We start from the raw sequence: 20,048 nt of genomic DNA on the forward strand, positions 1-20,048 counted from the left end.
CATATGAGGAGGCCTCATCCGCCTCCCTAAGCCGGTCCAATGATCTCAGAAAGTCACTAGGACCATAGAGAAATCTCCATGCCTCAGGGCTTCCGTCGAGGGGGATCTCGATCGGGGTCAAGCCTGCTATGACCAATCTGGCGCTGGTTGGCATATAAGTCAACTGGCAGGAGGGGGCGGTCGCGCGTTTCGCTCAACCGATGCATAATCTGACACATACAAGTCGAGATAGAAGCCGCCAAGGCCAGGTGGATCAAGCCGACATCAACGCTTTCCGGTGAGCTTGCTGCATAATACCGCGAATACATTTCGCCAAGGCGTCGGGCGGTGTGATCGCCCAGCGTAGCAACGATCCATCCTCGACGCCGTGCGCACGCTGCGCAAAACCGAACTCGCAATTATCTCCTATGCTTACAAATTTTCTATACACGTCGGCGAAATTTGACATGGTATTTAAGCTCTTTCTGTAAACTTTAAAACGTTATATTTTTGCACGGAGTGCAAAAATTTTCAAGGTATGAAGATTTTCATAGGTTCTCGATCTCTAATGTATGTCTGACAGCGTATGTCGTTATTGTAGGTGATGAGGCGCGGGGCGACGCAGGAGAGACAAATCTCGGGTGCTCGTCCCGGCGGTGCGATGTTCCTCCTCTTCGAGCCGTCGTGCAAGGCATGATGACATCCCCGATAGGCGTGGCCGGCCGAGTGGCATCTCCCAACAGTGCGGGCACCGAGCCGTCGATCCGGAGCGAGGATCGCACCGGCGCCCGGTCGCACGCCATCACGGCAGGACGCGCATCCGCGCCGACCGAGAATCCGGATCGGGCGAGCCGGCATCACCGGGACAGTCCCGCCGCACTCCCCAATCTGGGCGGGACCGCCAGCAGGTCGCGATGCCCGATCACCGCCCCCGTCCCGGGCGCCTGCCTCAGCGCACCCCAGACCTCCGCCTCGGCCGCGGCCACCCGCCCGGTCTCCGCCGCTGCCCGCGCCGTCCCCTCGGCGAGCTCGCGCAGCAATGCGGCCTCGCCCGGTCCGAGGCGCCAGGGGCTGGCGGCGGTCTCGACCGCGTAGCCGTGAGCGCGGAAGGCGCGGCAGAGGGCGTCGGTCGCGCCCGGCCCGGCGGCGGGGCCGAAGCCCTTGTCGCCGGCCTGATGGGCCAGGAACGCGGCGTGGATCGCGGCATCGGCGGGGTGGGCCGGGGTCCAGCTCTCCTGCCCGTCATAGGTGAGGGCGGTGTAGAACACGGCGCCGCAGCCGGCGACCGCTCCCGCCGCCGCGGCGATCCAGCCCTCCGAGGCGAGGTCGAACAGGGCCGCGGCGGTGACGAGGTCCGGTCGCTCGTCGAAAGCCGCCGCCGGATCGGCGGCGAGGTCGAGGGCGCGGAACCGCACGGCGATCCGGGCGCCGCCGCGATGCAGGACCAGGCCGTCGCCGTCCTCCGCCACCCGCTCGGCCCAGGCCGCGAGGCGCGCCCGCGCGGCGGCGAGCAGGGCGGGATCGTGGTCGACGAGCGTCCAGGCCTGCGCCGGCCCGAGATGGGCTGCGAGCGCACGCAGGTTCGAGCCGGCGCCGCAGCCGAGATCGACCACCCGCACCGGATCCTCCGACGCCCGGTCCCGCATGGCGCATCCGAGGGCGGCGACGAGGCCGGGATCGCGGGCGGCGTGGTCGGCGGGTTCGCGCAGGGCGAGCCAGTCGGGGCTGAAGCCGGTCATGGCGTCCTATGGGCTCCTCAGGGCGGCGGCGACGGCGGCCGCGGTGTCGGGCCAGTCCGGCAGGCGCTGCCCGGCGGCCCAGGACGCGTCGGCGGCCTCGGCGCGGCGGGCGGGGTCGGCGATCAGGGCGCGCAGGGCGGCGGCGAGCGCCGGGGCGTCGCCGGGCGGCACCGCGAGCCCGGCCCCCGGCGGCACCGTCTCGGCGGCGGCGCCCCCGGTGGTGGCGACGAGCGGCAGGCCCCGCGCCAGGGCCTCGGCGAGCGCCATGCCGTAGCCCTCGAACAGCGAGGCCGAGACCGCGAGGTCGGCCCCGGCATGGAGGCGCTCGAGGGCGTCGGGCGTGACCGCTCCGGCGAGCGTGACGCGGTCGGCGAGGTTCAGGGAGGCGATCCGGTCGCGCAGGGCGGCGGCGCAATCCGGCGCCCGGTCGAGGCTGCCGGCGACCGTGAGCGACCAGTCGAGGTCGGTCAGGCCCGCCAGCGCCTCGACCAGGACGTCGGTGCCCTTGCGCGGCGTCACGGTGCCGACCGCGAGGAGCCGCACGCGCGGGTCCTTGCGCGGCATCACCCGGGCGGCGGGGGCGGTGCCGGGCTCGGCGACCGCGATGCGCTCCGGCGCGACGCCGAACTCGGCCGCGAGCAGGCGCGCGGTGTAGCGGCTCGTCGCGACGATCCGGTCGGCGAGCGCCAGGGCGGCGCGCTCGCCCGCGACCAGGGCCGCCGCACGCTCCGGCGCCAGCCCGGTCTCGTAGCCGAGGGGATGGTGGACGAGCGCCGAGACCGGCCGGCCGGCGGCGCGGATCACCTCCGGCGGCAACGCCCCGTAGGCGAGGCCGTCGACGAGGAGCGCGGACTCCGCTGGCACGTCCGCGAGGGCGGCGGCGGTGCGGGCGAGGTCGTCGGCGCCGGGATCCGGAAATGCGCCCGGCAGGGCGAGATGCGTGACCGCGACCCCCTGCGCCGGCAGGTGTCCCAGGAGCGCGCGGGCATAGGCATAGCCCCCGGTGGGGGCCGCGAGGTCGCCCGGGACGGCGAGGACGAGGCGCATCAGGCGAGCGGCGCCTCGAACCAGGCGCGCGCCAGGTGGGATTCGTGCAGGGTGACGCGGATCCGGCTCACGCCCTCGCCGCCGGGGCCGAGATCGCCGGCCCGGGTCGCCGCCGCCATCGCGGCGTGGATGTGCCCGCACAGGAACTCGGTGGTGGTGTTTTTTCCAGCGAAGTCCGGCAGGTCGTCGAGGTTGCGGTAGTTGAGCGGCGCCAGGATCGCCTTCAGCGCCTCGCCCGCCCGGCCGATATCGACCACCACCCCGTCCGGCGTCAGGGTCTCGCGGAAGAAGGCCACGTCGACCACGAAGGTCGCCCCGTGCAGGGCCTGCGCCGGCCCGAACAGCTCGCCCTTGAAGCTGTGGGCGATCATCACGTGGTCGCGGACCTCGACGGCGTACATGGGACGTCCTCTCAATAGCGGATCAGGGTGCACAGGCCCGGCGCGCCGGGCGCGAGCAGCCGGGGCAGGGCGCCGGGCAGGTCGGCGAAGGCGACCTCCTCGGTGAGGAGGGCGTCGAGGCGGGGATCGCGCAGCAGGGCGAGGGCCTTGGCGAGGCGCCGCCGGTGGCTCCAGCGCGGGCGGCGCGAGGCCGCCACCGCCCCGACCTGGCTCGCGACGAGGCGCAGGCGCCTGGCGTGGAAGGCGAGGCCGAGGGGTGCTGCGACCGGCTCGGCGCCGTACCAGCTCAGTTCGACGACCTGCCCCTCCTCGCCGGCGAGCGACAGGGCGAGGGCCAGCCCGGCCTCGCTGGCGCTGGCATGGAACACGATGTCGGCGTCGGGGATGGCCGCGTCCGGCAGGGCGAAGGGAAGGCCGAGCGCCCGCGCGGTCTCCGCCCGGGCGGGATCGCGGTCGATCAGGCCGATCTCCGCCCCCGGCAGACCGGCGCAGAGATGGGCGACGAGAAGCCCGACCACGCCGCCGCCCACCACGGCGATCCGGTCCCCGGGCCCGGCGCCCGACTCCCACACGGCGTTCAGCGCCGTCTCCATGTTGGCGGCGAGCACGGCGCGACGCGGCGGCAGGCCCTCGGGCAGCGGGCAGAGCGCCGCGGCAGGGGCATTGAACGCCTCCTGGTGCGGCTGGAGCGCGAAGACCGGCGTGCCGTCCTCCGTCTCGCCGACGGCGCAATAGCCGTACTTGACCGGGAAGGAGAAGGCGCCCTCCTGCGCCGGCGCCCGCATCCGCTCGGCCACCGCGTCGGGCACCCGCCCGTGGAAGACCAGCCGCTCGGTGCCGCGGCTCAGGGCCGTCCACAGGGTCCGCACCCGGACCGCGTCGGGACCGGGCGGGGGCAGGCGCTCTTGCCGCAGCTCCGCTTGCCCGGCTGCGCTATACCAGAGCGCCCGCACGGCCTTTGCCGTCCCGCTCCCGGATGCCTGACGATGCCGCACACCGACTCCTCGGTCGTCACCCTCGCGGAGGGGCCCGCCCGCGCTCCTCTCACGACGCCGACGGGCCTGCAAGCCTGCATCACCCTGCGTCGCCGCCGCCTCCTGGTGCTCGGGCTCACCCTCGCGACGATCCTCGGCCTCGCGGCGGCCCTGGGAATCGTCCTGGGGCAGGACGGGTTCGACGGGATCGACCTCGCGCTCCTCGCCTGCGGGCTCGCCACCCTGCCCTGGACGGTCCTGGGCTTCTGGAACGCCGCGATCGGCTTCCTGCTGCTGCGGGCCGGCCGCGCCGGGCTGATGGCGGCCGCGCCGCACGCCGCCGCGGGAGAGGCGGACGCCCCGCTCCACCTCGCCACCGCCGTGGTGATGACCCTGCGCAACGAGGATCCGGCCCGGGCGCTCGCCCGCCTCGCGCTCGTGCGCGAGAGCCTGGCCTGCACCGGCCACGGCGAGGCCTTCCGCTACCACGTGCTCAGCGACAGCGACGACCCCGCGGCGATCCGGGCCGAGGAGGCCGGCGTCGCGGCCTGGCGCGCCGGGCTCGGGGCCGACGAGGCCGCCCGCATCCATTACCGGCGCCGGTCCGCGAATACCGGCTACAAGGCCGGCAACCTGCAGGAGTTCTGCGCCGGCAGCGACGCCGACCTGATGCTGCCCCTCGATGCCGACAGCCTGATGACGGGACCGGCGATCCTGCGCCTCGTGCGGATCATGCAGGCGCATCCGCGCCTCGGCATCCTGCAGAGCCTGGCGGTGGGCGCGCCGGCCACGAGCGCCTTCGCCCGGCTGTTCCAGTTCGGCATGCGCCACGGCATGCTGCCCTACACGCTCGGCGCCGCCTGGTGGGGGGCGGAATGCGGCCCGTTCTGGGGCCACAACGCGGTGGTGCGCATCGCCCCCTTCGCGGCGCATTGCCGGCTGCCGCCCTTGCGCGGCGGCGGGGCGGTGCTGTCCCACGACCAGGTCGAGGCGGTGCTGATGCGCCGGGCCGGCTACGAGGTGCGGGTGCTGCCGATCGAGGAGGGCAGCTTCGAGGACAACCCGCCGACCCTCCTCGACCACCTCACCCGCGACGCCCGCTGGTGCCGCGGCAACATGCAGTATTTGCGCCTGCCGGCCCTGCCGGGGCTCCTGCCGATGAGCCGGTTCCAGCTCGCCTGGGCGGTCCTGATGTTCCTCAACCCGCCGGCCCTGACGCTCGCCCTCCTGCTCCTGCCCTGGCGGGCCGCGACGCAAGGGCCGGCCCCGGGCGCCGGCGCGCTCTTCCTCGTCTGGCTGCTGCTCTCGCTGGCGCCGAAGCTCGCCGGCTACGCCGCCGTGCTGGCCGACGGGCAGGAGCGGGCGGCCCATGGCGGGGGCCTGCGCGTCCTCGCCGGGATGCTGGCCGAGATCGCGGCCTCGTTCCTGCTGCTCGGCGCCTCGTCGGTGCGGCTCACCGCGGTGCTGGTCGCGATGCTCGCCGGCCGCGCCGGGCTGTGGTCCGCGCAAGACCGGGACGCGCGGGGCCTGCGCTGGGGCGAGGCCGCCAGGGCCCTCTCCGGCGTCACGCTGTTCGGGCTCGTCGTCTGCGGGGCGCTCGCCGTCATCTCGCCGGCTCTGCTGGCCTGGAGCCTGCCGCTCACCCTCGGCAGCCTGCTCGCCATCCCGTTCGCGGTCCTCACCGCGGCGCCGGGTCTCGGCCGGGCCATGGTCCGGTCGGGCCTGTGCGCGACCCGGGAGGAGATCGCGCCGCCCTGGGAGATCGCGCGGCTCCGCACGGGCGGCGCGGAGCGCGGCGTCGCGTGAGGGCCGGGCCTTCGCGGCCCGGCCCGACCTCTGTGTCATACGACTTCCGATTGATTGCTTCGCAATGCGGAAGTTCGCTTCGCTCAAGCGCCGCGCGGGCTGGTGATACGAAGTCCGGAAGGAATCGTCCGGACTTCGTATCAGGCGGCGATCCAGGTGAAGCGCCCGGCCTCGTCCCAGGCGCAGGCCTCTCCGAGCGAGGCGGCGAACACGCCCGACAGGCGGGCGCGCTCGGCCTCGACCACCGGCCCGTCCACGGCCACCGGCCGGCAGCGGGCGGCGAGACCCGGCACGACGAAATCGGGGTTGTGCAGGGCGTGGTCGGAGCCTTCGGTGAAGAACGGCCGGTCGCCCCAGTCGAGGTAGCTCTCGGCGGGCAGGCCCTCGGCGAGCAGGATGTCGTGGCTGTCCAGCTCGACGTGCCAGTAGGTGATGGACGCCGCCGGCTCGCGGGCGATGCTGGTGCCGTTGATCAGGCACATGATCGGCACGAGGTGGCCGCCCGCGCCGTCCGCATCGGCCCCGACGAGGACCGGGTGGCCGGGGGAGAGGCGCAGGTCGCGGGACGGCAGCCCGGCCCCGAAGGCGCCGGCGCGGACGTGGACGGGCTGCTGGTCGTGGGGCAGGGCGGTGCCGGCGCCCGCGAGGGTGCGATGCCCGATCCAGACGATCGGCCGCAGGGCGCCGGAGGCGGTGACCGCGCGGTCGCCGACCCGCAGGTCCTCGACGGCCACCTCGCCGCGGGCGGTGCGGATCAGTGTGCCGGTGGTGAAGCAGACCGGGGCGTAATCGGTCGGCTTGTTGTTGTCGTCGAAGGTGACGCGCTGTCTCTCGGCCAGCGCCGTATTCGACAGGACGTAGCGCGTGGTCGGGTTGCTCGGGCTGTCCGTGAACTGGATCATGCTCGGCGAGTCGTACTGGGTCGCGTAGAGCGTCCTGGTGGTGGACGTGCTCTCGCCCGGGAAGATCCCGGACGCCTGGACGGTGTCGCCGACCTTGGTGACCGTGCCGGTCACCGTGATGTTCGAGGTCGAGACGTCGTCGAGGCCGAAGCCGGGCGACGGCGCTCCGTCATCCGAAGCGACGAACCCGGCGCCGTACACGGTATTGTTGAAGACCGGCATCGGATGATTCCTCCCCTTGTGTCGCAATGATCGATGGCACGGCGGGGCCGACCGCACGGATCGAGACCCCGCACGACGACATCGCCGACCGCGCGGTGCGCTTCGACGGCCGCAGCGGTGACGGACGCAGGGTAATCACGGAGCAGGGCTCGACGACAGCCGTGCTCCAGGGTCTATCCGCGCCTTTTCAAGGGGATGTGATTTTATTGCTACGATCTTGCCGGCCGTGGCGGGGCGTTTTCTCAGGAAGTTCTCATCGAAACTCTTCCGGAATTGCCACATATTCCCGGATCGATTGCCGGATATTCCCGGGGAGACATCCTCCCGGCGCCACCTGCGGCCGGTCCGCGGCCGTGGCCGTCTCCGGACGGACTCGTCCGGAAACGGGATCGCTCGGGCCGGAGCATGTCCGTGAAGGCCGCAGCCCGCAGAAGGGGGAGGGTTCGCCCGCGGCCGTCCTGGCGGGCAGTGACCAGGCGGCCGCCGAGGGAGGCGCTGCCGGCGCCTACCCCGCCTCTCCCCGGAACACCTCCTCCATCTCCCGCCGGAACCGGATCGCCGGGTCGTCGGCCGAGTACGACACGTCGTCCCAGCTCACCGGCGTCCCGGCGGCGACGGGCCGGGTGAGGGTGAGGCCGTGGGCGAGGCCGATCGGCAGGCCGCCGGCCTCGAGCGAGTCGCGGGCCGGCATCAGCCGGCCGTAGACCGTGTAGCCGCCCTCGCCGTCGAGGCGCTCGCCGGCCTTCAGGTCGCGCTTGGCGGTCGCCACCACGTCGCCGGAGAAGCCCCGGGTGGTGCCGGTGGGTTCGCCCCGCACCGCGATGCTGGCGACCGACAGGCCGAGCTCGAGCCCGATCAGGTGGTAGGGCTTGTACATCGCGCTGTAGGTGCCGCTCGGGTCGGTCTTCAGGCCGTACTCCGAAAAGCACCTGCGGACGTAGTCGGAGGGGGCCTCGAAGGTGGCGTAGACGCCCCAGCGCAGGTCGCGAAAGACCGGGCGGCCGTCGCGCTCCAGGGACGAGACCACCTCGACGGTGCCGTCCACCGGCAGGATGCCGCCGGCGGATCGGGGCTTCAGCAGGGTCGGCAGGTCATCGACGCCGCAGGCCGGGAAGGCGAGGCCGGCGGGCGGCGGGGTCAGGTCGCAGGCATTGGCGACTGCCGCCATCTCCAGCGCCGACTTGGTGCCGTCGAGGAAGGAGTTGAACATCTGCGGGTTGAAGTCGCCGCCGGCGACCTGCTCTGGCGTAAACCCGTAATGGCCCCAGACCGTGTCGGGGGTCGAGGCGTGGTAGACCGGCAGGTACTTGGTGCCCTTGCCGGCGCAGACCACCCGGAAGCCGGCCGTGCGGGCCCAGTCGACGATCTCGGCGATGAGCGCCGGCTGATCGCCGTAGGCGAAGGAATAGACGATGCCGGCCTCCGCCGCCCGGCGGGCGATCAGCGGGCCGGCCAGCGCATCGGCCTCGACATTGACCATCACGATGTGGCGCCCGTGCCGGCAGCAGGCCAGCGCGTGGCGGATGCCGGCGCCGGGATGGCCGGTCGCCTCGACGATCACCTCGATCCCGTCCGCGGCGATCAGGCCCTCGGCATCGTCCGTGAGGAAGGTCGTGCCGTTGCGCATCGCTTCGGCGGCGCTCGTCGCCCCGTAGCGCTCCGCCGGCCAGCCGACCCGGTCGAGGGCGGCCCGCGCCCGCTGCGGATCGAGATCGGCGATGCCGACGACGTGCAGGCCCGGCGTGCGCGGCGCCTGCGACAGGAACATCGAGCCGAACTTGCCGGCCCCGATCACCCCGATCCGCACCGGATTGCCGGCTTCGGCCCGCGCCGCGAGCTTGTGGTACAGGCTCATGTCATCCTCCCCGGACGGCCGGCGGCCGCCCATCCTTCCCGTCGGCGCTCATTCGGGCGCCGTTGCGTGAACCGTCACGGATCGGCAGCATCCGGTCAACCGGCGAAGGCCGCGCGGGGATGGGATGAAGGCATGACGTTCACATTCGCGCGGCTGACGCCGGAACTCCTGGTCACCGATCTCGCGCGCAGCCTGCATTTCCGGGTCGAGCTGATTGGCTTCCGGGTCGCCTTCGACCGGCCGCGAGCCTGGGGCAGCGGCCGTTGGGCGTGGGGTAAAATTTTTGGAACGCTCGCTCGGGATCGGGCCGAGGCCGCTCCTGCGCTCCAGGGCCGCGACAGTGGCACCGGAGTGCCCCGGCGGATGTGAATTCCGCCGGGAGAATCGCATCGGCACGCCCGCCTGATCCTCAGATCTCGATCTCCGTCCCCACCTCCATCACCTGCCGGGTCGGCACGCAGAAGAAGGCGCCGGTGCGCTCGCCGTTGCGCGCCATGAAGGCGAACAGGGCCTCGCGCCAGGCCGCCATGCCGCGGTGGTTGTGCTTCGGGATGACCGTCTCGTGGCCGATGAAGACCGTGACGTCCTCGACGAACTCGGCCGGAAGGCCGCGATGCGCCACCGCGCAGGCCAGCCCGTCGGGAATCGAGGCGTCCTCCATGTAGCCGTAGCGGAGCGTCACCCGGTAGAGGTCGGGGGCGATCCGGGTCACCTCGGCGCGCTCGGTGGCCGGCACGACCGGCTTCTCCTCGTAGAGGGCGGTGACGATGCTGCAGCGGGACGGCAGGGCGTGGCTGCGCTCCACCAGTCGGCTCATGTGGAGCGGGATGCCCTTGGTGGCCGAGGAGAGGAACGCCCCCGCCCCCGGCAGCCGGATCGGCGGATCGGCCCGCAGGGCGGCCAGGAACGCGCCCTCGTCCTGGCGGGCGTCGGCCCGGTAGGCCTCGATCAGGCGGTTGCCCTGGAGCCAGGTCAGCATCGTCACGGCGACGATCGCGGTGAGCACCAGGGGATACCAGCCGCCCTCGAACACCTTCACGCTGTTGGCCGACAGGAACACGAGGTCGATGATCAGGAACAGTCCGTTGACCACGAGGACGATCAGCAGGCTGTAGCCCCAGCGCCGGGCGATCAGGGCGGCGAGCAGGGTCGTGATCGCCATCAGGAGCGAGACCGCGATGCCGTAGGCGCCGGCGAGCGCGTCCGAGGTCTCGAAGATCAGGACGGCGCTCAGGGTCGCGGCGGCGAGCAGCCAGTTCACGATCGGCACGTAGATCTGGCCGCGCTCGTCCCGCGCCGTGTGGACGATGCGGATATAGGGCAGGAAACCGAGCTGGACCGCCTGCTGGGTCAGCGAGAACACGCCCGAGATGATCGCCTGCGAGGCGATGACGGTGGCGAGCGTGGCGAGCCCGATCAGCGGGTAATGCGCCCAGTTGGGGGCGAGGTGGTAGAACGGGTTCTCGATCGCGTCGGGCTCGGCGAGCAGCACCGCGCCCTGGCCGAAATAGTTGATGACGAGGGCCGGCAGCACCAGGACGAACCAGGCCAGCCGGATCGGCCGGGCGCCGAAATGGCCGAGATCGGCGTACATCGCCTCGCCGCCGGTCACCGCCAGGAAGGCGGCGCCGAGCATCGCGAAGCTGACGCCCCAGCCCGCATGGGTCAGGAAGTCGACCGCCTTCAACGGGTTGAGGGCGCCGAGGATCTGCGGCGCGTGCAGGATGCCGCCCAGACCCAGCACGGCGAGGACGCAGAACCACACCAGCATCACCGGCCCGAAGATCCGCCCGATGAAGTCCGCGCCCTTGCTCTGGATCAGGAACAGCCCGATCAGGATCACCAGCGTGATCGGCACCACCGCGCGGGCGAGCCCGGGTGCCTCGACCTTCAGGCCCTCGACGGCACTGAGCACCGAGATCGCCGGCGTGATCGCCCCGTCGCCGTAGAGGAGCGCGGCGCCGATCAGCCCGACGACGAGGAGGAGGCCGGCCCCGCTGCGCGGCTCGGCATGGCGGGCACCCAGCAGCGCCAGCATCGCCACGATGCCGCCCTCGCCGTGATTGTCGGCCCGCAGGATCAGCACGGCGTATTTGAGCGACACCACGACGAGGAGGGCCCACAGGATCAGCGACACCGCGCCGATCACCGCCGCGGGCTCGGCCTGGCCGTGGCCGGCGGCCCGCACCGCTTCCTTGAAGGCGTAGAGCGGGCTGGTGCCGATATCGCCGTAGACGACCCCGAGGGCGCCGAGCAGCAGAGCGGGCTTCAGGCGCCGGGCCGGCTCCGGGGCCGGTGCCGTCGACGATGTTTCCTCTTCCGTGCCGATGAGCTGGCCCACGGGTCGCCTCCGCCGGCACGCCCGGGCGCTCCGTCCCGCTGCCGCATGCAGGAACGCGGATCGGCGCGTCCGGCTCCGCCGCGGCGGCGGCCTAGGCGAGGACGCTATGCCGTGACGGCAGAGCACGGCCGCCCGGCGGGACCCTCCCGCTCCCCAGGCGTTGTCCCGCCGACCAAGTGCGAACAAAGGACCCGGGACATGACGGAAACCGTGCTGATCGTCGGCGCGAGCGGCATCGTCGGCAGCGCCGCGGCGGCGGTGATGAACGAGGCCGGATGGACGGTGCTGGGGCTCGCCCGCAACCCGTCGGCGCAGGTCGGCGTCGAGCCCGTCGCCGCCGACCTGCAGGACGCGGAGGGTCTCAAGGCCGCGCTGGCGCCGCACCGGCCGACCCGGGTGGTGCTCTCGACCTGGATGCGCCGGCCGACCGAGGCCGAGATGATCCGGGTCAACGGCGCGATGGTGCGCAACCTGCTCGACGCGTTGCAACCCGCCCGCAGCGTGCGCCACGTCGCCCTGGTGACGGGGCTGAAGCACTATCTCGGCCCGTTCGAGGCCTACGGGAAGGGTGCGGTGCCCCAGACCCCGTTCCGCGAGGAGCAGGGCCGGCTGCCGGTCGAGAACTTCTACTACGCGCAGGAGGACGAGGTCTTCGCCGCGGCCGGGCGCGACGGCTTCTCGTGGAGCGTGCACCGCCCGCACACCGTCATCGGCAAGGCGGTCGGCAACGCGATGAACATGGGCACCACGCTCGCGGTCTACGCCACACTCTGCCGCGAGACCGGCCGGCCGTTCCGCTTCCCCGGTTCCGCCATGCAGTGGAACGGGCTCACCGACATGACCGACGCGCGGCTGCTCGCCCGCCACCTGCTCTGGGCCTCCACGGCCCCCCAGGCGGCGAACCAGGACTTCAACGTGGTGAACGGCGACGTCTTCCGCTGGAGCTGGATGTGGGGCCGCCTCGCAGCCTGGTTCGGCCTCGAGCCCGCCCCCTTCGACGGCACGGTGCGCCCGCTGGAGGAGCAGATGGCCGGCGACGCCCCGCTCTGGGCCGAGATCGCGACGCGGCACGGCCTCGCCGAGCCGGATCTCGACCGTCTCGCCTCGCCCTGGCACACCGATGCCGATCTCGGCCGGCCGATCGAGGTCGTCACCGACATGAGCAAGAGCCGCCGCCTCGGCTTCCTCGACTACCAGCCGACCGACGACGCCTTCCTCGACCTGTTCGCGCGCCTGCGCGCGGACCGATTGATCCCCTGAGGTCTTGCAGCGCCCGGCCCCGGGCCGGGCGCTGACAAGCAGAACCCGTCCGATCAACCACGATCTGCAGCGAGATCGTAGGAATTGCTTCAGACCTCATCCTTACCCTGCCCGGGGTGAGGAGATACGAGAGAATGTCCATCAGGGCGCGCGTATTCGGGGGATTCGGGCTGATCCTCCTGCTGACGGTCGCGGTTGCGGCGATCGGGTGGCACAGCCTGACGGGCTTCGCCCGGCGGGTCGATACGGCCAATGCGGCGCAGTTGCTGGCGGGGGAGATCGGCGATCTCGCGCTGGCCACCGACCGCGCCCTCAAGAGCGACGATGCGCGCCGGGACGACGCCCTGCGGGCGGCGATCGGGCGGGTGCGGGCGAGCGCCGGCACCTTCTCGGGCCGCCTCAGCGACGACCCCAAGGCGGCGGAGGCGGCAGGTGGCATCGCCGGCGCGCTCGACGGGTTCGAGGCGGCAGTGAAGGCCCTCAACGCCCAGAAGGCGGCGACGCGGGCGCTCCAGGACCGCCACGCCGCCCTCATCGCCGACCTGCAGAAGACCGTGACCGGCATCGGCACGGCGCAGGAGCGCCAGCTCGCCGAGGCCGGCAAGGCCCTCGACAAGGCGCTCGCCGACCAGAAGGGCGCCACCAACACCGCCGTCGTCGTGGCCTTCGCGATCCGCTCGGCGCTCGAGATGCAGGTGCTGCAGGTCGCGTTCCTCGCCGGCGACGGCGAGGACGGCAAGCTGGAGATCCAGTCGAAGGTGAATTCCGTCGCCGTGCTGCTGCGCCGCCTCGGCGCCATGACCTCGCTCGAGACCGTCGAGCCGGCGCTGAAGGCCCTCGACGCGTATCAGGCCAAGATCGAGGAGCCGTTCGGGCCGGGCGGCCGGGCGGAGCGCGGCGAGGAACTCGCGCCGCTGTTCGCCAGCCTGATCGTCGGCCTGCGCCAGATCGAGCAGGCGCAGAACAACGCCCAGACCGCCGCCCAGGTGGTCTTGCGCCAGCAGCAGGACAAGGTCGCTTCGGGGACCGGTCTGCTCATCGCCAGCGGCAAGGCGATCTCCGCCGCCAAGGAGGCGCAGATGCAGGAGCAGCGCCTGATCCTGGTCCGCGACGCGGAGGCCGCCAAGGCGGTCGAGGCCGCCGCCGACACGCTGATCGACCAGGCCGAGACGATCCTCTACGGCGACATCGACGCCGCCGCCCAGACGGTGCTGCGCGATCTGACCGCGAAGGTGCGCGGGTTCCAGGCCAGCATCCCGGAGATCGTCAAGGCCAACGAGGCGCAAGCCAGGATCTTCGCCGACCTCGACCGCCGCTCGTCCGAGCTGGTCGCGGCCGCCCAGGGGATCGGCGCGAGCGAGCTGACCCAGCTCGCCGCCGAGCGCGACCGCGCCCTGTGGCTGCTCGCCGGCGGCGTCGGCCTCGCCTGCGCTATCGGCGCGGCTCTGGCCCTGCTGATCGGGCGCGGCATCACCCGGCCGATCGACCGGCTGTCGGGCGCGATGCGATCGCTCGCCGGCGGCGACCTCGCCACCGAGGTCCCGGATCAGGCGCGCCGCGACGAGATCGGCGCCATGGCGGGGACCGTGCGGGTGTTCCGCGAGGCCCTGCTCGCCAAGGACGCCGCCGACCGGGCCGCCGCTGCCGAGGCTGCCGCCAAGGCCGAGCGGGCCGCCCGCCTCGACGCGGTGACCCGCACCTTCGAGGCCAACGTGGTGGCGATGACCGCGACGCTCGCCGAGGCCGCCACCGGCATGGAGGCGACCGCCCGCACCATGACCCGGGCCGCCGAGACCACCAACGGCCGCTCGACCGAGGTGGCGGGCGCCGCCGAGCAGACGCTCGCCAACGTCCAGATGGTGGCGGCGGCGAGCGAGGAGCTGTCGGTCTCGATCGGCGGCATCGCCGCCCAGGTGGCCCAGTCGTCGGACATCGCCCGCGATGCGGTCGACCAGGCGCGCCGGACCGACGAGACGGTGCAGCGGCTGGTGAAGTCCGCCGACCAGATCGGCGACATCGTGAGCCTGATCTCGTCGATCGCCGGGCAGACCAACCTTCTGGCGCTCAACGCCACCATCGAGGCGGCGCGGGCCGGCGAGGCGGGCCGCGGCTTCGCGGTCGTCGCCGCCGAGGTCAAGGAGCTGGCGAGCCAGACGAGCCGCGCCACCGCCGAGATCGCCCAGCAGATCGGCCACATCCAGGAGACCACCGGCGGCGTCGTCCAGGCGATCCGGGACATCTCCGGAGTGATCGAGCGGATGTCGGAGATCGCCATGGGCGTGGCCGGCGCCGTCGACCAGCAGGGCTCGGCGACCCAGGAGATCGCCCGCAACGTCCAGCACGCGGCGCAAGGCACGCAGGCCGTGACGACCGGCATCGTGGCGGTGCAGCGCGAGGCCGGCAGCACGGGCGCTGCCGCGACGGAGGTGCTCGGCGCCGCCGACCGTCTCGGGCGCTATGCCGGCGAGCTGGAGCGCGAGGTGGCGGTGTTTTTGGAGGGGGTGAAGGCGGCCTGACGACGGGGCCGTCCACCCGGACCGGCGGCGGAACGATGCGAGGGGGCGGACGGGCGAGACCCCGTCCGCCCCCTCTCTCGCGTCGGAGGACCCCGACGGGTGTCGATGAGGCCTCTACGCCCCGACCCGCACCGTCAGCCCACCCAATCCCCCCAGCTCCGCCCGCACCACGTCCCCCGCCTCGATCGGCAGCGGCACCGTGGTGGTGCCGGTGGTGACGATCTCGCCCTTTCGCAGGGTCACGCCCTGCGCCGAGAGCGCGTTGGCGAGCCAGGTCAGGGCGAGGCGCGGGTCGTCGAGGGCGTTGCCGCCGCGGCCCTCATGGGGCTCGCGGCCTTCCGCGGCGATCCGGGTCGGGAGGGCGGCGAGGTCGAGGGCGCGCCAGCCCTCCGGCGCCGGGGGACCGAGGACGAAGAGGTGGGCGCAAGCATTATCGGCGATCAGGGCCGCCTCGCCGGCGCGCTCGAAGGCCTCCAGCCGCGAATCCGGGAACTCGATCGCCGGGTGGGCGCCGGCCACCGCCGCCATCACCTCCTCGACCGTGTAGGGCTCCGGGCGGGGCGGGAGGTCGGCTCCCATCCGGAACGCCACCTCGGGCTCGGCCACCCGCATCTGGTTGTGGGCGAGCGGCACCGGCTCGTCCGCGGACAGGACCTGCTCGGCGAGGAGCCGCCCGGCGAGCGGCCCGTCGGCGCCGATATGGCGCTGGCCGGCCAGGCTCGTGGCGGCGATCTTCCAGCCATAGAGGGCCGAGGCGCTGCGCGGCTCGAGCAAGGCCTGGATCCGGTAGGCGGCGGTGCGGTCGGGCGGCGCGAGTTCCGGCGGCAGGGCGGCAAGGAGGCGCCCCTCGCGCCAGTGCCGCCAGAGCAGGTCGGAGATCGCTTGCAAGGAGGTTCCTTGCAAGGAGGTCGCTTGCGACGAGGCCGCTTGGAGCGTCACGCGACCCTCCCGGTCAGGCCGCCATCGACGGGGAGCGCCACGCCGGTGATGTAGGCGGCCTCGTCGGAGGCCAGGAACAGGGCGGCGTTGGCGACGTCCCAGGCGGTGCCCATCCGGCCCATCGGGCAGGCGGCGTCGCGGGCGCGCACCATGTCGTCCGGGTCCTGGTACTGGCCGGAGATCTGCTGGTGGATCAGCGGCGTGTTCATCAGGCCGGGCATGATCGCGTTCGCGCGGATCCCGTCCTTCGCGTATTGCAGCGCGAGCCCTAAGGTAAAGTTGTTCACCGCGGCCTTGGCGGCATAGTAGGCGGCGTACGGATAGCCGGTGTAGCGGATCGCCGCCGCCGACGAGATGTTGACGATGCTGCCCGCGCGCTGCGCCAGCATGTGCGGCAGCACGTGCTTGCAGGTGAGGAAGCAGGTGGTGAGGTTGAGGTCGAGGGTGCGGTGCCAGTCGGCCTCGCTCAGCTCCACGGGACCGCCCATCTGGGCGTAGCCGACATTGTTGTGCAGCACGTCGATGCGGCCTTGCGCGGCCATCACCTCGGCGACGAGGGCCGCGACCGCGGCCGAATCGGTAGCGTCGCACGCCGCGGCCGTGGCGGCGCCGTCCTCGCGGCGGATGATCTCGGCCGTCTCTTCCGCCGCCTCGCGCCGTACGTCGACGCAGACCACCCGGGCGCCGTGGCGCGCGAAGGTCACCGCCGCGGCCTTGCCGTTGCCCCAGCCCGGCCCCGCCGAGCCGGCCCCAAACAGCAATGCCACCTTGCCCTCGAGCCGTCGCGAGCCCGGGACGCTCCCGCCCTCCGCCATGTCGGTCCTCCCTCGGCCCCCTGGGGGGAGCCATGTTGTCCTCACGCCTGTCGGCGCACCGGTTTCTTGTTGGGCGGCGCCTGTCGGCGCCTGCCGGCACAGCCTATAGAGATCGGAGACCGGCCGCAAAGTGAAGACGGCCCCGAGAGGAGACGCCATGCCGACCCGCATCATCGCCGAGACCCCGCCCCGCCTCTCCGCCGACCTGATCCGGCGCTTCGCCGCCGTGCCGGTCGCGGTGGTGGTCGATCTCCTGGAGGGGCGCACCCAGGTCGATCCGGCGATCCGGCCGCTGCGGCGCATCGCCGGGGGGCCGTCGCTCCTCGGCAGCGCCGTCACCGCTTTGTGCGACCCGAAGGATTACGGCGCCGTGCACCACGCCATCGCGGTGGCGCAGGCCGGCGACGTGGTGGTGATCGATGCCGGGGGACGCGGCGACGTCGCGATGATCGGCGACCTGCTCTCCACGGCCGCGCGGCGCAAGGGCATCGTCGGCCTTCTCGCCGACGCTGCGGTGCGCGACACCGGCATCCTCGGCCGCTGGAGCGATTTTTCGGTGTTCACCCGCCACGTCACGGCCCGCGGCCCGGCCTCGAAGGACGGTGGCACGGTCAACGCGCCGGTCACGATCGGCGGCGCGCCGGTCCGCCCCGGCGACCTGATCCTCGGCGACGACGACGGCGTCGTGGTGATCCCGCGCGAGGCGGCGGACGGCCTGATCGCGAGGGCCGAGGAGCGGGCCCAGGCCGAGATCGGCTGGGAGAAGCGGCTCTCGGCCGGCGAGACCACGCTGGCGGTGTTCGGGGTACCGGACGCGGTCCGGGGCTAGAGCACCGCCCGATCGCATTGCAACCGGGCGGTGCTCTAGGTCTTTGATTCGGCCGCGTTTTCTGCGACGAACCGGTCTCCACTTCGTCGGAAAAACGCTCTAACGCTCTCTCGCCTCATCGACCGTGACCCGGGGCACCGCGAAGCGGTCCCCGGTGCGGGCATAGAGGTCGCCGTAGAGCCGGCCCACCGGCAGGAAGGCGCCGTCGCGCAGGTGGCGCCCGTCCGGGGTGAACAGCGCGTCCTTCGCCTGCAGCGACACGACCTGCCCGAGCACGATCCGGCGCTCGGGCGAGAGGTCGATCACCGTATGGGTGCGGCAGCCGAGGCTCGCCGGCGCCTCGGCGATCCGCCCCGGCCGCACGCCGGTGCAGGGACGCAGCGTCAGCCCCGCCGCCGGGATCTCGCTCTCGCCGGGCGGAAACTCCGCGGCGCAGATATTCATCGCCGCGACCAGCCCCTCGTCGACGAGGTTGACGACGAACTCGCCGGTCTCGGCAATGGCGCGGGGCGTGTCCTTCAGGCTGCCATCGGAGCGCAGGTTGAAGCTCAGCGCCACGATCGGCGGCTCCTCGGCCAGCACCTGGAAGAAGCTGATCGGCGCCGCGTTGTCGGTGCCGTCGCCCGAGCGCGTGGTCACCAGGGCGATCGGCCGCGGAGTGACGAGGGCGGTGAGCAGGCGGTAGCGGTCGCGGGACGGGAGGTCGTCGAAGCGGAGGTCCATCGCAATCCGTCGGGAGGTGAGGCAGCGTCGGGGCGCGGGCAAGTTGCGGGCCACGCGGCGAAGGCCCGAGGCCGCGCGGGATATCACGGTCGACCGACCCTCCCGCCTCGTACGATCGAACCGACGACGGGACGCGTCGCACGTCCTGCCTCGACGGCTTCTGGCCAACAGCAACGCCGCGGACCGGCAATTGGCGCTGGCGGATGCCCGGGCGTGCCTCAATCATGCGAGCGACCCCGCATTTGAGATCAATCAGATGCGGGGCGACGAAGATTTGTCGGAAATTGTCAAAACCGGAGAGTTTATCTCGATCGTCGGTGCGGTCACTCCGCCTCCTGCAAGCTAAACTCCAATTCTATCGAGCATCCGCATCGCCTCCTCCTTTTGTCGACGAAACATCTCGGTCGAGCCTTTCAAATATGGCCATGAGTAAGCCTTTCGTCAAGGAAACGATGTGCGAGATCGCTCCGGCAACGACGTCGGGGCGCATCACTTCATATTAACATTGAATTAAGAAAATGCTGCCTGCGTACTCCATTCCCGGTCTGGTTTCATGACGGCGGCAAGGCAGATTTCCGCGGCGGCATGTGCACGCCGTTGGCGCCGCCCGCTCTCCGGTTCGAGAGCCGAGCCGGACAGCAGACAGCGGCGCGCGTCCGGCGCATGATGCCCGAAAACCAGCGGGAGGCGGTCATGACGGAGACCTGGATCGAGGCGGCCCTGAACGGGCCATGGGGGCGCGAGCGCCAGCCCGGCATCCCGATCACCGTCGACGAGGTGGTGGCCGACGGGCTCGCCGCGGTCGCGGAAGGCGCGGCGATCGTCCACGTCCACGCCTACGATCCCGGGACCGGGCGCCAGAACGACGCCTGGGAGACCTATGCCCGCATCATCGAGGGCATCCGGGCGAAATCCGACGCCATCGTCTACCCGACGATCCCGCTCGCCGGCTCCGACTACGCCGCCAGCGCGGCGATCCGCTACGCCCATACCGAGGAGCTGGCCCGGCGCGGCCTGATCGAGTGGGCGGTGTGCGATCCCGGCTCGACCACCTTCCTGCGCCACGACGAAGCGTCGGACGAGGCGAGCGGCTTCGTCTACCAGAACCCGATGGCCGACATCCGCGAGGGCCTGCGCATCGCCCGCACCCACCGGATCCGCCCCGGCTACGCCATCTACGAGCCGGGCTTCACCCGCCTCGGCGCGGCGCTCGCCGCCCTGGAGCCGCGCCCGCCGGTGCCGGTCTACCGCTTCATGTTCTCGGACGAGTTCGCGTGGGGCTTCCCGCCGCGGCCGGGCTATCTCGACGCGCATCTGGCCCTACTGGCCGAATGCGCGCCCGGCGCGCCCTGGATGGTGGCGGGTCTCGGCGTCGATATCCTGCCGCTGGTGCCGGCGGCGGTCTCCCGCGGCGGGCATGTCCGGGTCGGGCTGGAGGACGCGCCATGGGGAAGCGGGCAGGGCAACCGGGCCTGGGTCGCGGCGGCGCGGCGGGCGATCGAGGCGGCCGGAGGGCGGGTGGCCGATGCCGCGGCTTTGCGGCGGGATCTGGCAGTGCGGGACGGGGTCGGGTGAGGGACCCGCGCGCCCCCGTCGACAAGATCCTGTTCTCGCGCAGCACTGCCAACCCTCGGCGACATCCCGGGTTCTCGCCTTCGGCGAGCCCCGTGGATGACGAGGAAGGTGAAAGGACCGTCATG

16 protein-coding genes are annotated in these 20,048 nt (G+C 72.3%); 6 read left to right on the forward strand and 10 right to left on the reverse strand.

Annotation, left to right across the window (positions count from 1 at the left end; all coding sequences use genetic code 11):
• Window positions 1-836: 836 nt before the first annotated feature.
• Genes G4G93_RS28510 through G4G93_RS28525 form a run of 4 tightly spaced genes read right to left on the reverse strand, consistent with a single transcriptional unit; the run spans window position 837 to window position 4,119 of the window.
• Complete coding sequence (locus tag G4G93_RS28510) at window positions 837-1,718, reverse strand: methyltransferase domain-containing protein (protein ID WP_165089578.1); 882 nt, start codon at window positions 1,716-1,718, stop codon at window positions 837-839.
• A gap of 6 nt (window positions 1,719-1,724) precedes the next feature.
• Window positions 1,725-2,765: a glycosyltransferase family 4 protein gene (locus G4G93_RS28515; RefSeq protein WP_165089580.1), complete on the reverse strand. Its 1,041-nt coding sequence runs from the start codon at window positions 2,763-2,765 to the stop codon at window positions 1,725-1,727.
• Window positions 2,765-3,166 (reverse strand): 6-pyruvoyl trahydropterin synthase family protein, encoded by a 402-nt coding sequence (locus G4G93_RS28520; protein ID WP_165089582.1) that lies wholly within the window; start codon window positions 3,164-3,166, stop codon window positions 2,765-2,767. Before G4G93_RS28520 ends, G4G93_RS28515 begins: the two co-directional genes overlap by 1 nt.
• 11 nt (window positions 3,167-3,177) lie before the next feature.
• Window positions 3,178-4,119, reverse strand: a complete 942-nt coding sequence (locus G4G93_RS28525; protein ID WP_395412448.1) for a zinc-binding alcohol dehydrogenase — start codon at window positions 4,117-4,119, stop codon at window positions 3,178-3,180.
• Window positions 4,120-4,152: 33 nt separating this feature from the next.
• Here G4G93_RS28525 and mdoH point away from each other — a divergent pair, with 33 nt between their 5' ends.
• Window positions 4,153-5,946, forward strand: a complete 1,794-nt coding sequence (mdoH, locus tag G4G93_RS28530) for a glucans biosynthesis glucosyltransferase MdoH (RefSeq protein ID WP_165089584.1) — start codon at window positions 4,153-4,155, stop codon at window positions 5,944-5,946.
• A gap of 140 nt (window positions 5,947-6,086) precedes the next feature.
• Here the strand turns inward: mdoH and G4G93_RS28535 are convergent, their stop codons facing one another.
• Both G4G93_RS28535 and G4G93_RS28540 read right to left on the reverse strand, forming a co-directional pair.
• Complete coding sequence (locus tag G4G93_RS28535; protein WP_165089586.1) at window positions 6,087-7,070, reverse strand: Hint domain-containing protein; 984 nt, start codon at window positions 7,068-7,070, stop codon at window positions 6,087-6,089.
• 505 nt (window positions 7,071-7,575) lie between these two features.
• Window positions 7,576-8,925, reverse strand: a complete 1,350-nt coding sequence (locus G4G93_RS28540) for an NAD(P)H-dependent oxidoreductase (protein ID WP_165089588.1) — start codon at window positions 8,923-8,925, stop codon at window positions 7,576-7,578.
• 132 nt (window positions 8,926-9,057) lie between these two features.
• Here G4G93_RS28540 and G4G93_RS35590 point away from each other — a divergent pair, with 132 nt between their 5' ends.
• Complete coding sequence (locus G4G93_RS35590) at window positions 9,058-9,294, forward strand: hypothetical protein (RefSeq protein ID WP_206290079.1); 237 nt, start codon at window positions 9,058-9,060, stop codon at window positions 9,292-9,294.
• 40 nt (window positions 9,295-9,334) lie between these two features.
• On the opposite strand, the gene G4G93_RS28550 is transcribed toward G4G93_RS35590, so the two are convergent.
• Window positions 9,335-11,266, reverse strand: a complete 1,932-nt coding sequence (locus tag G4G93_RS28550; protein ID WP_312892286.1) for a KUP/HAK/KT family potassium transporter — start codon at window positions 11,264-11,266, stop codon at window positions 9,335-9,337.
• Window positions 11,267-11,464: 198 nt separating this feature from the next.
• On the opposite strand from G4G93_RS28550, the gene G4G93_RS28555 reads away from it, so the two are divergent.
• Both G4G93_RS28555 and G4G93_RS28560 read left to right on the forward strand, forming a co-directional pair.
• A complete protein-coding gene (locus G4G93_RS28555; RefSeq protein WP_165089590.1) occupies window positions 11,465-12,526 on the forward strand; it encodes an SDR family oxidoreductase in 1,062 nt (353 codons plus the stop codon).
• A 134-nt stretch (window positions 12,527-12,660) separates the two neighbouring features.
• Window positions 12,661-15,042, forward strand: a complete 2,382-nt coding sequence (locus G4G93_RS28560) for a methyl-accepting chemotaxis protein (RefSeq protein ID WP_165089592.1) — start codon at window positions 12,661-12,663, stop codon at window positions 15,040-15,042.
• 114 nt (window positions 15,043-15,156) lie between these two features.
• On the opposite strand, the gene G4G93_RS28565 is transcribed toward G4G93_RS28560, so the two are convergent.
• Entirely contained in the window at window positions 15,157-15,930 is a 774-nt protein-coding gene (locus G4G93_RS28565) for a 2-keto-4-pentenoate hydratase (protein WP_246737083.1), read from the reverse strand.
• A gap of 47 nt (window positions 15,931-15,977) precedes the next feature.
• Complete coding sequence (locus G4G93_RS28570) at window positions 15,978-16,796, reverse strand: SDR family NAD(P)-dependent oxidoreductase (RefSeq protein ID WP_165089594.1); 819 nt, start codon at window positions 16,794-16,796, stop codon at window positions 15,978-15,980.
• A gap of 157 nt (window positions 16,797-16,953) precedes the next feature.
• Here G4G93_RS28570 and G4G93_RS28575 point away from each other — a divergent pair, with 157 nt between their 5' ends.
• Window positions 16,954-17,625, forward strand: coding sequence for an RraA family protein (locus G4G93_RS28575; RefSeq protein WP_165089597.1), 672 nt, complete (start codon window positions 16,954-16,956; stop codon window positions 17,623-17,625).
• A 99-nt stretch (window positions 17,626-17,724) separates the two neighbouring features.
• On the opposite strand, the gene G4G93_RS28580 is transcribed toward G4G93_RS28575, so the two are convergent.
• On the reverse strand, window positions 17,725-18,348 hold the full coding sequence (locus tag G4G93_RS28580) for a flavin reductase family protein (RefSeq protein ID WP_165089600.1): 624 nt from the start codon (window positions 18,346-18,348) through the stop codon (window positions 17,725-17,727).
• Between the two features lie 693 nt (window positions 18,349-19,041).
• On the opposite strand from G4G93_RS28580, the gene G4G93_RS28585 reads away from it, so the two are divergent.
• Entirely contained in the window at window positions 19,042-19,923 is an 882-nt protein-coding gene (locus G4G93_RS28585) for a 3-keto-5-aminohexanoate cleavage protein (RefSeq protein WP_165089603.1), read from the forward strand.
• Window positions 19,924-20,048: the final 125 nt, after the last annotated feature.

The organism is Methylobacterium sp. DB0501, assembly GCF_011043735.1.
Lineage (GTDB): Bacteria > Pseudomonadota > Alphaproteobacteria > Rhizobiales > Beijerinckiaceae > Methylobacterium > Methylobacterium alsaeris.